The following is an 11,102-nucleotide window of genomic DNA, read 5'->3' as shown; positions in this document are numbered from 1 at the left end:
GTGGTTTTACCACAAGAACTCTAAAAAGGAGCTGTCCGATTTTCTGGGGTCAGGCCAGACTCTCCACCGCAGCACTCACAGGCACTAACTTATAGCGCCCCTGAAACACATGACCCCGGCGCAATCTCCTCGCATTCCACCCCTGACTAAACGTGCCGAGCAAATACTTCATCCCCGTAACAGGATTCGCCTCTGGAGTTTCAAGTAGAAGATGAAAATGAATTTTCATCAAAACCCACGCATGCACACGCCATCCGTGACTCCCACAAACCTGCCCAAGCCGAAACAAAAACGCCTTTCTATCATCATCTGTCTCAGAAACATCTTTTCCCCCATCCCCACGAGCCATCACATGATAAACAGTTCCCGCATATTGGTGACGCATCGCTCTTGGCATAAGAGTAAGAGCTACCTCCTCAAAATCCTTGATCACGAAAAATTGTTAAAATCCGACACCTGCCCCCAAGACACTGTTCACCCCCAAACCGGAGCGGTTGCCAGCCCGAGGCCTGGCGTGGAGGGACTGGAGAGAGTTTGGCGAACGCAGGGACTGGAGCGCACGGCGGGCGGGTCTACACGGCGAAGGGCGCGGCTGGAGGCCTGGACGATGTGGCGAGGATACGAGCCGCTGAGGGAAGGCCGGAAGACCAGCGACCGCCCACCGAACCACCAGCGCGCGAGCGGAGGCGTGGCCTGTGCGAGGTGCCCCTTCCAATTGATCCGGCGCAAGCCGCACTCGGCACCTCATCCGCACGGGGCGTGCCGCAGCGGTCGTTTGCTCTTTGACCGGGTGGGCTTTGATCCGGCGGCAGCATTTGCGTGGATTTAAATCAAAGAGCTAACTCTTTGCGAGCGGTCGAGAACGCAAATCTAAATTTACTCTCAAATTCCTCATCTAAGTATTTCGGAATCAAGGCCCACAGAACCTCTCCCTTTCCCAAATATTTTCCGTTTATTCCCCCTAGATAAGCAAGTTGGTCTTCTTTGCTCTGGGCAAAGAACTTGCCGCTCTCTAGGTCGTCTACTAGCGAGACTAGATCTCGAGTATGAAAGTCGGATTGAGGTTGCATTTTATGATGCGCCTCAATGAGAGTCCTTAATGTGCCAATCAGATTTGTTTTTACTTGAGGATTCATTTCGTTCAGTGTTGTGGAAGATTTCTAGCTGTTGCTTCTGCTGCGTCCCAATCAATGGCGTTGTTGACCACATCATCATCCAGCCAAATTTGAGTTCCTCCCCCCGGTGCTTTGTCAGTCATCTTCGCTGCATATCCCATATGGACATACTCTCCCGCCGGAATCTCGACTTCGGCCACGCGTATTCACGAATACTTTTGTATGCCTAATTTTGCTCTTATCTTGGCAGAAGCAAAATCGATTGCCTGACTAAAGTGGTGCACCTCTTCTTTAGTTAAAATACCGTGGCTAATATAACCAGCGAATTGTTCCCCTTTTCCTGCATATCGATTCCATAGATATCCCAAGGTTGCTAACTCATCTTGCCCCAGATCCGACCAATCACATTGCTCTAGAAGATTTGCCATCTCACGCAGATCGTCTCGGGGCCAATCCTCCTCGAGTGACTTGATGTGTCCACTTCGAACGGAATGCATCCCCATCTTCTTGGCAACATCTCTGATTGATTCTACTACGGTATTCTTATCCATTTTTCACGCTAGTGCTGAGGTAAGTTTTTCTCGACAACGCCCCAATCAATTGAATCTCGCACTTCGTCGTCAATCCAAATTTGAGTTCCTCCTCCTTTAAACCTTCCTCCCTGGTCTGCCGCGTATCCAAGATAGACGTATGAGCCTTCTGGTATTTCAATTTCGACGAAGCGATCATAAGCAGAGGAACCGTCAGTTTTCTTCAAAAACAAACCATCCTTTGCGTTGCCAAGCGCATAGTCGATTTCGACTTGTGATCTGCTGATCGGCTTTTCATACATCAAAAATCCTCCACTTGGACCAAACGGACTGATAACGGGATCAGACGAATAGCATCTGTATGCTTTGATCGGTTCAGACGTTCTAAACACGGTTACTGTTGACCCAGAAAAAGTGCTAAGCAGCCTGTGACCCTTCCAAGAGCTGTTCGGAACATCATCATTTTCAGCTAATTGTCGTAGCCGTGAGACCGCTTCTCCATCTTCGTGATTTCCCATCAGTTTCTCAAAATCGAGGCGGCGATGATCTTGGAAACCTTCATCCCAATACTTCACTGAACCTCCGGGAAAGTCATCCAGCTTACTTGATAGCTGATAGATGGCCTCGATCGCCTCATCGCCACCTCCCTTGTCGAATACTTTGATGGCCTTGCCCGCTGAGCCGGGGACAAAGGGGATGAACCCGACAGCGGCCATGTATTCCCCTTGGCTAAGGTCCTTGATGGTAAGCGCCCAGTCGGCCCCTTCATTGGCAACGCTGACTGCAATTTCTCCACCGACGACGATCACATCTTCTGCGATCTTGGCCCATTTGTTTATATTCTCGACCAAATGCTTGCGCTCCATGACGAGGGCATCGACTTGCCCCCATACGGGGTCTTTCACCTCAGCTAGCCACACTTTGAATTCGTGCTGCTGATAAACCCACGCCATGAGGATGCCCGCGAGTTGAATGTCGTTGTTCACCTCATCGTTCCAAAAGCCAAAGTTTGACTGTTCCTTGTCAACATTCAGGACGGTTGTGACTTTCGTGGTCTTGATGATGAAGAACCCTGACGTTTTTTTCTCAGTATCAACATCAACAAGGTCTGCATCATCTACGTCTTTATTGGTAAATACGTGAAGTTCTTGGGTGGCTCCATCCCATCTCTCACCGGTGTATTTCTCTAGGAGCCACTCGTAAACCATCGGGTCGAGAAGCTTGACCCAACGGGCTACTCTGGAAGTCCGGAAGGGTTGGCCCTTACTGCGGAGGTAGAGGAGGATGTTTCCGATGCGGTCGATCTCGTCACTATCTACGTAATCGTCTGCACCGAAAATCCCGTAGGTGTAGGCAAGTTCGACATTGTCAAAGGCGAGGAAGTCCACTTGGACTTTCCCGGCGATGTTGGCCCCAGGGTCGCCGAATGCGATTCCGTTGAGTCCTCCGTTTTGTCCTGCGACTGTCGCAATGTCGGTTCCTTCGATGCTGAAGGAGGCTTGGTTTCCTCCATCAACGACAAGGGCTTTAAGGGTGTAGAAGCGGTTGGCTTCGAGACCATTCGGGAAGGTTGCTGCAGGCAAGTTGTAAGCGATGCTTCCGATGCGGAGTTGGTCGGGCTTGATCTGGCAAGTCCAGCTTTTGGCACCATCTCCAAAGGCTAATTCGAAGGCTCCTTGGCTGCCGTTGGCGGCATCATGCTGCTCAATTTGGAAGCTCAGGGAGACCACGCGGGTGCCGTTCAAATCCCAAGGGGCATTGGCTGCGGTCTGGGCGTAGTAGGCGGTGTTTTCTCCAGTGGAGTCGAGACGAATAATTCCCGCCAGACTGCTGGCTTTGGCAGGATCGCTGAGGGTGTTGGTGACGCTCCATGCGGTGGGGTTTGATGCGGCATCGTCTGGAAGAGAGCTTCCTCTGAGAGTCCAAGAGTTGGGCTGGCTGGAGCCATCACCGGGATCGACGTAAGGCTCCGAGGTTTTGGGAACGTAGCTTTCAAATCCATTAAGAAGCTGGAAGCTCTGCGCGATTTGCAAGTTGAGGGCATCTTTGGCGGAATCGGTGAGAGCGGCATCTCCTCGGATTCGTCCGATTTCTTGGGAAAAGCCTGCTCCATGGGCTCCATTCGGGGTGAAAGTTTGGCTGCGTGTTTCACGACCTTGCTCCTCGTAAAGTCGGTCAAACGCAGGGAAGACCCGCCCCGGAGGGCCACGCACAAGGAAGGAGCGTTTGAGAGGCTCGTCATCAAAGAAGTCGTTGACGTCCATCATTCCGACCACTTGGCAACCGCTCTTTTCAAGGTCTTTGCTGAGAGCCAATAGATCGGCGGCAGGATCAACGGAGTAATAGCTGTCTTGAGGGCGACCGACGACGCCATCACGCACCACTTCTTCGCGCTGATCGGCCGAGTAAACGCGCACTCCCCGCTCGGTGGGGCTGTGATAGCGGAAGCTGTGATAGCTCTCGGAGAAAGTCGGGGATTGGCTGCCTTCAAATTCAAAGCTGAGGCCGTTGAAGCCGTCTTTGGCAGTAATCCCGTTGACGGTGAAACTGACCACGGCGTCTTTGGCATCATCAGCCAAGGCTCCATAAGCCGCTTGATAAGCACTCTGAAAGGAACCAGAAACATCCTGTTCAGCGGCTCCTCCACGGTAAGTCTCAAGAGTTGCTTCGATGTCGGGTGATCCTCCCAAGCCCCGTGCCTCCACTTGGAGAGCGAGGTTGCGTTCGCCAGTTTCGAGGATTTCGACGGCTTCAGGTGAGGTCAGCTCAAGACCGCTTTGAGGTGCCGTCCATTCGACCGGATCACTGCCCGATAGCTCCAATTCGATTCGCAGGTCTTCGGCAAGCTCGGCTAGGAACACGGGCTTATCGGAAGGAAGAGCGTTCACTTTTTCCGGTTCGGCCATTTCTGGCTCATTGACCGAAAGAAACGGTTGAGTGCGGAAGATGGATTCGTCGATTTCTCCACGGATTTCCTCCCGCTCCATTTCCACCGATTTACCAGTCAGTTCAAAAGTCAAGGTGTCGTCGTCCTCAATCAGCGAGCCACTACTAATCTCGTAAACGACGGGATAGGTTGGGTGCTCTGGAACCTTTGGAGGCTCTTCTACAATCTGATAACCTTGCTGATTGTCACCCTCCACGATGACCATGTGATGAGCTGTCACCCCAAGGGCGTTTTCAACGGTCACGGTGACTTCATTTCTTCCAGGGAAGAGCTGATAACTGTATCCTTGAAGGCGGTAGACTCCATTGACATCACCTGCCGCAGGTTCCTCTTCGCGGCTATTAATCCACAGTTTCGGAGTTAAGGCTGCGTCTCCTTCGGTAACGTCGGTGAGGGCATCGTAGATTTCAGCAGTCAGAGTGAGCTGGTCTCCAGAGATTTCTTTTTCGGTGATTTCGACTCCGGGAGCCGGTTGATCCCACGGCACGGCCGAGATTGTTTTATACTCGTAAGTGGTCTCTCCTCCGTCGTCTGCGATGTCGGGGATTCTCTGCTTAACCTCCACGGGCAGGAGGAGCGTGACTCGCTTTTGACCATTCTTGACAGCGGTTCCAACTATTGCCCCATCACTATTTATATCTAGACCTTTTAGATCTGTGAACTCGGCATTTATCCCGAGCTGATTGGTCAGGTTTCCAAGGCTTAACATTTGGTCATTAATGAAAACATGAGTCCCTCCATTAGCTAACTGAACAAAATCATCGGATATCTCACCCAAAGGCACCGGTATTTCTACCTTATTATTACGATCCCATATGCCGAAGGCCTTGAAGGTCACACCTCCATCTACAGAGAAGGTGTTCTGGTGCCCAGCTAGGATATCTTTATCACCCAATGAAAGAATTCTAGATGCGGAATCATCCGGTATCCACCTCTGATTGCTGCCATTTAGAACAAGATCAAAGCCTGATGCGTGATTGATCAAGATAGTCCCATTACGACCAATATCTGAAATTCTTCCTGAATCCTCTTGCGGTCCAGACTCAAAATTAATTTGACTACGAAAAACTGCGCAGTTCAAACCTTGAACCCATCTGTGATCGGTATTATATGTGGAACCGATACTACCTTCGCCCTTCACTATCTCAGAGTATTCGAAAAATCCCTGGTAGGCATCAAACGAAAAATAATGCTCAAACTTATCTTCGTATCCTGACAACGCAGCAGCAAACATTGCAGCACGCGATGATCTATCCCCACCAGCAGATCCAGCGATCGTATTAAAACTATGATCAAATTTTGCAAGCTCTTGGTTTAAAGTCTCTGCACTTTCCTCATCTTCGCCACCATGACTCACAGTACTTCCACCATAATAATCTATCGCTCCACCTCTAGATAAATTCACCTTATATGATGAGCCACGTCCACCAGTATGATAGTTATATCCGATGCTTGTCTCTAGACTACGATTAAATGCTGCGGGTTCTATCACCTCCCCAGAGAACCAATACTTCGTATCAAATGAGGATGTTTGACGGTATTTGTTACCATCTATTTCAGTCGTATCTACTTTTTTCGCAGCACGCATAATCCCGCCTCGATCATCGATAAATAATTCGTTCTCCCAAGATCCATTCAATAATGGTAATGATGATGAAAGATCAAGGATTACATATTTCTCCGGCTGAATCAAAATCTTGAACTCCTTATGACGAGGCCAGCCATCCAAGCTATCCAAAAGTCCATCTTCGTCAGAGTCTGCCTTGTAAGGATCAGCCCCTCTTCCTATCTCTTCATTATCATGTATACCATCCCCATCGCTATCGATAGCGGGCACCCCCCCCCGATCCTAACATCTTCCGGAGCAATCCGATATTTGACTGATCTATTTGTGACAAATCTGTCCATTGATCATTTGGATTCACACTTATGAAATAACTCTCCAACAAGTCCGAGATACCATCTGGGTTAGCTTCCTGATCTTCATCGAACCTGAGTGAAAAAACAACTTTAAGCTGGCCGATATTTGCAAAAGCTTTGTTTTGATCGTCCTCGGTCTCGGAAGTCCAAGGAAAGATCGTTCCCGTCTGGAAAGTGCCATTCGCTGTGCGCTCGGCGTCCAGCCAAGCTGGCGCTACTGCATTGAGATGCCTGTAGAACGGATCAGCAATAGCTTTCAACTGACCAATGAGAAGTGGCGCCTTCTGTTTTTCCAGCCATTCCTGAGTTTTAGGTTCTGGGACCGTAAAGTCTACGATCACAGCAAGATCTCCTTCGATATTCTCGGCGACTTCCGGTAAAATGGCGCGGAGGGCTCCTAGTGCGGAGCTTGCCATATACTTCGCTTGACCAATATTGGCAGGCCCATGATTATTCTCTACTGCAGAGGAATCAATCACCGGTGGATTTCCATTGCTCCACCAAAGAGGAGGATCTGCCGACACAGCAGTGAGCAGAAGCAGCAAAATCCCTATAGTAGATTTTTTTTGCGGAAGAAGCATTATCTGAGCAGTTAAAATGAAATATTAAGTGGGTTTTACGCAGAAAGTCGGAACAATGATTACTGGTATACGCCCATGGAAATATCACCTTGCACCTGCTCAATCATCACCTGCCCGCTAATAGTAGACTTTCCAGTGACTCTAAGAGAATCAGCCACAGTCTCGCCACGGAGATGGGTGCGGATCGTTTCATCGTTCCCGATTACGGTGGTATTTGAGCCTTCACTACGTGCCGATGCACCTATAACGATAGCGTTATTTTCCCAAATTGAACTGGCACGTGTTCGCGAACCTAAAAAAACATTATCGTCTCCATCTCTCATCCCAGTAGAGCCATCTACCAGGAATTTTCCCGCATCCGTGCCGATCGCAGTATTGCCATCACCGGTGTAGTTAAATCCAAGCGCTCCACTACCCACACCAACATTCCCTTCCCCGCTTGAATTTCTAGCCAAAGCGAGGGAGCCTAGCCCTAAATTCCCATCACCGGTCCGATTATTCGAAAGTGCTCCTACCCCCAGAGCAGCATTCTGAGAGCCCTCACTATTAAGCTTCAAACTATCTTGGCCGACAGATACGTTTTTTGAACCTGTTTTATTGAACCTCAACGCGTTACTACCGAGACCAACGTTCTCTGAGCCCGTTTTATTTTCACGTAAAGCAGCTTCTCCGAACGCACTATTAGACGCTCCAATAGTATTTTCCTGCATCGCTGTACTCCCAAATGCGGTATTACCAGAACCTGTGGTATTTGCACGTAGCACATAAGCCCCCCCGGCAGTATTACCGCTACCTACGGTGTTGGCTGTAAGTGCAGAGATCCCAAAACCTGTATTTCTTACTCCCGTCGTATTCGCAGTAAGCGACGAATAACCAAAAGTCGTATTAGTTACATCATTTCCATTTCCTCGACCTAAACGCACATTATTGATAAACGAGTCTTTACCGACTCCAATCCCCCCAGCAACAGTGAAGGCACCCGACCACGATGAATCCGAGGAAACAGAATTGGACACACGCATCGGCTGAGCACCAAAGGAAACCAAGCCGTTATTATCCAGCTTTAATATGGGAGTGGAATTTGAATATATTCCACCGAACGCCCCACTGACAGTAATCCTACCATTGTTAGGATTAAAAATAAATCCCTCCACATCACCGCTTCCCTTATACAAGGAAAGAACATTGCTTGAATTGAGCAGCATCTTGTTTTTAGCAGTCCATTTGGCAGACTGCCTCCAGAGAAAGCTCCCGCCAGCATCAGAAATGTCGAAAGTCGCCATTTTCTGATCAAGACCAAAATAACTAAACTGCACGGCAGCGACAGCAGAACTCACAGCTATCCCGAAATCTAATCCCCCTACTACACTCAAATCGCCTGACACCTACAAATCCCCAGGTTCTCCTGACTGAGCAACGATATAATAATCTCCCCCTAGCGTTGTCGCCGCCTTAGAGACTGATATAGTAACGACAACACACGAGATAATTGTCACCACTTGGGATAAATGTAGGTTTTTCATATTCTCTCAATTCAAACGAAAAAATCAGCTCACCCACCAAGATACCTTGACGGGAACCAACTAAATAGAGTGATTACTCATCACACCTAAAACAATCAAGAACTTATATTATAGAAAATCGGCCACGCACAGAAAAAGACATCAAAGCCCAATATAATCTAGCAGCCCCACGATCATAAACCCGGAACCACTCAAACCAGCTTGCTTGAGAGACATTTCGTCCAGAAATGTGCGACGATTTTCTCCTGTGCGGCTTCCATTGTTTTTCGCTCTCCGGGATCCGCGTCTTCATGACCGGCGAGATGCAGCAAACCGTGGATAAAGTAGCGGAGGATCTCACGCCCGTAGGGCTCGCCGTATTCTTTCGCCTGTCGCTGCGCGACTTCTGTGCCGATGACGATTTCGCCATGATGGAAGGTGATCACATCCGTAGCGCCGGGTATCTCCATGAAGTCCATGTGAACCCGGGCGCTGGTTTCGTCATCCACGAGAGCGACCTCCAAAGTCGCCAGATGAGCGAGCGGGCTGTCCTCGAGCGCGGCTACTTCAAGTGCTAGACCGGCGGCTTCGTCACCAATGTCTTCCAGAGCAGTGAGCCAGGACAATGGGACTTCGACCGCACTTTGATGATTTCCAATGATAATTTCCAAAGACATGTGACTGAATCCTCAATTTTATAGAAATGGATCAATTGCTACGCTCCCGCACAGTCGTCAATCTGCCACCGTCCACGCGGGACTCCCGGTTGGGACCAGAGGACCGCTTGGAGCCGTTTTTATCCTCCGGAGGTTTCTGATAGTCGATACGGCTATGGAGCATGCTGCGCAAAGTTTTCGAGAAACTCTCTTTCACCTGTGCCAGCTCACCGAGCGTAAGCGGACAATCATCAAGCTGGCCGTCATTGATCTTCGCCCGGACGAGTTCTTCGACAAGTGCACGGATCTTCGCAGGAGTCGGCTTACGCAAAGTCCGTGAGGCACTTTCGATGGTGTCCGCCAGGCAGATGATCCCACTCTCGCGTGTGCTCGGCCGCGGGCCGGGATAACGGAAATTCTTTTCTTCCACCTTCGGTAGATCTTCCGGATTTTCCAGGCGGCGGTCGACCTTTTCCATCTCCGCTTTTTTCTGTTCCTGCGCTTTGCGATAGAAAAAGTAAACCAGAGAATCACCGTGATGCTCTTGAATTACCTCGATAATCCGTGGATTCAGCTTGTGCTTCACTGCCAGATCAATCCCGTCCTTTACGTGCGCGGTGATGATCAGGGCGCTCATCGTGGGAGTCAAAGCGTCGTGAGGGTTTTCACCCTCGTCATGCTGGTTTTCGATGAAATATCCGGGCTTTTTCAGTTTCCCTACATCGTGGAAATAAGCGCAAACCCGACACATCGGCGCGTTTGCTCCGATTTTTTCCGCAGCAGCCTCGGAAAGAGCCGCAACCACCAGGCTGTGGTGGAACGTTCCCGGTGCTTCCAGCTGCATTTGTTTGAGCAGTTTGTGATTCAGATCGCTGAGCTCCAGCCAGCTGATATCGGTCGTCAGGTGGAACATCCCCTCAAACATCGGGAGAAATCCGCTGATCAACATTGCCGTGGCTAAGGCGGTGGCAAAAGCAATCCCGCTGCCAGCGCCGAGAACCTGTAGTTTGTTGATCGATTCCGGCCCGAAAACGGCAAGCGCATCAAGTTTGCCCAGAACAAGCGCGAGCAAAACCATCACCAGCCCCACGTAAATTCCGGATCGGAAAAGCTGTATACGCTTCCGCACTCTATCGGTGCACAGCACAGCAGTCATTCCGGCCACGAGACTGACGATCAGATAATTCATCACATCTCCCGAGGGAACCAGAAGGCTGCCGATAAGACTAACGTAGACAGCGGCGAACGCCCCTACGGTCCTTCCCAGAAGAATTCCCATCAGCATCGGCGCCAGCGCAAAAGGCACGAACAGGTAACGGTAGGTTTCCTTGATCGTTCCCGCATCAGCAAGAATCATGACCAGCCGGACAACAAGCAAGTGGCCGATCAAGCCTCCCAAAACCAGCACTACCCGGCTATTTCTCCGGCATGCCTGCTGATGCCCCACATGGAACATCGCCAGCGCCGTCAGCGCCAACGCGAAGCCATAAAGCATGCCCTTGAAAGGATCCGAGGCAAAGGTCGCTCCCGGAGACGCTTTCAGGACCAAAACCGCGGAAGTGACCGCAAATGCAATATACAGGGCAAGTTTTACGAAATCGCTATCTTCCAATGCCTGCACAGCTGCGCTATCGCCATGAACCCTTCGTTTTCTCCCTGCGGAAAAACCCCGTTTGGCCAGACGCCAGCGCTTGATGCTATCAAGAAATCCCAAAATATAGATTTTTGTTATTACACCCGGAGCCCGTTGGCACCCCGTGGCGGGCGGAGAACCTAGCGCCCGCAACCCCCAATGGCAATGCGCATTTTAGAGCTCCACGGGACCGGGAAAACGTGCGAAATCGCCCGAGG

General features: G+C 50.2%; 9 protein-coding genes. All 9 read right to left on the bottom strand.

Annotated elements, in window-relative coordinates:
- Nucleotides 1–49 precede the first annotated feature (49 nt).
- Complete coding sequence (locus ACFSSA_RS04375) at nt 50–433, bottom strand: transposase (RefSeq protein ID WP_386818671.1); 384 nt, start codon at nt 431–433, stop codon at nt 50–52.
- 397 nt (nt 434–830) lie between these two features.
- Nucleotides 831–1,136 carry a hypothetical protein gene (locus ACFSSA_RS04370; RefSeq protein ID WP_386818669.1) on the bottom strand — a complete coding sequence of 102 codons (306 nt, stop codon included), beginning with the start codon at nt 1,134–1,136 and terminating at the stop codon, nt 831–833.
- A 5-nt stretch (nt 1,137–1,141) separates the two neighbouring features.
- On the bottom strand, nt 1,142–1,315 hold the full coding sequence (locus ACFSSA_RS04365; protein ID WP_386818667.1) for a hypothetical protein: 174 nt from the start codon (nt 1,313–1,315) through the stop codon (nt 1,142–1,144).
- Nucleotides 1,316–1,321: 6 nt separating this feature from the next.
- A complete protein-coding gene (locus tag ACFSSA_RS04360) occupies nt 1,322–1,666 on the bottom strand; it encodes a hypothetical protein (RefSeq protein ID WP_386818666.1) in 345 nt (114 codons plus the stop codon).
- 8 nt (nt 1,667–1,674) lie between these two features.
- Entirely contained in the window at nt 1,675–6,429 is a 4,755-nt protein-coding gene (locus ACFSSA_RS04355; protein WP_386818664.1) for a hypothetical protein, read from the bottom strand.
- Nucleotides 6,413–6,991 (bottom strand): hypothetical protein, encoded by a 579-nt coding sequence (locus tag ACFSSA_RS04350; RefSeq protein ID WP_386818662.1) that lies wholly within the window; start codon nt 6,989–6,991, stop codon nt 6,413–6,415. Before ACFSSA_RS04350 ends, ACFSSA_RS04355 begins: the two co-directional genes overlap by 17 nt.
- Nucleotides 6,992–7,152: 161 nt before the next feature.
- Nucleotides 7,153–8,478, bottom strand: a complete 1,326-nt coding sequence (locus tag ACFSSA_RS04345) for a hypothetical protein (RefSeq protein WP_386818660.1) — start codon at nt 8,476–8,478, stop codon at nt 7,153–7,155.
- Between the two features lie 329 nt (nt 8,479–8,807).
- Entirely contained in the window at nt 8,808–9,272 is a 465-nt protein-coding gene (gene ybeY, locus ACFSSA_RS04340; RefSeq protein ID WP_386818658.1) for an rRNA maturation RNase YbeY, read from the bottom strand.
- A 31-nt stretch (nt 9,273–9,303) separates the two neighbouring features.
- A complete protein-coding gene (locus tag ACFSSA_RS04335) occupies nt 9,304–10,965 on the bottom strand; it encodes an HD family phosphohydrolase (RefSeq protein ID WP_386818656.1) in 1,662 nt (553 codons plus the stop codon).
- Between the last annotated feature and the right edge of the window lie 137 nt (nt 10,966–11,102).

It is taken from the genome of Luteolibacter algae, from assembly GCF_042683045.1.
Classification (GTDB): Bacteria; Verrucomicrobiota; Verrucomicrobiia; order Verrucomicrobiales; family Akkermansiaceae; genus Luteolibacter; species Luteolibacter algae.
This window is presented reverse-complemented; position numbering and strand designations above follow the sequence as displayed.

Excerpts from the sequence above, each read along its gene's own strand:
- ACFSSA_RS04370 (WP_386818669.1), bottom strand. The coding sequence starts at position 1,136 with ATGAATCCTCAAGTAAAAACAAATCTGATTGGCACATTAAGGACTCTC.
- ACFSSA_RS04360 (WP_386818666.1), bottom strand. The coding sequence starts at position 1,666 with ATGGATAAGAATACCGTAGTAGAATCAATCAGAGATGTTGCCAAGAAG.
- ybeY (WP_386818658.1), bottom strand. The coding sequence starts at position 9,272 with ATGTCTTTGGAAATTATCATTGGAAATCATCAAAGTGCGGTCGAAGTC.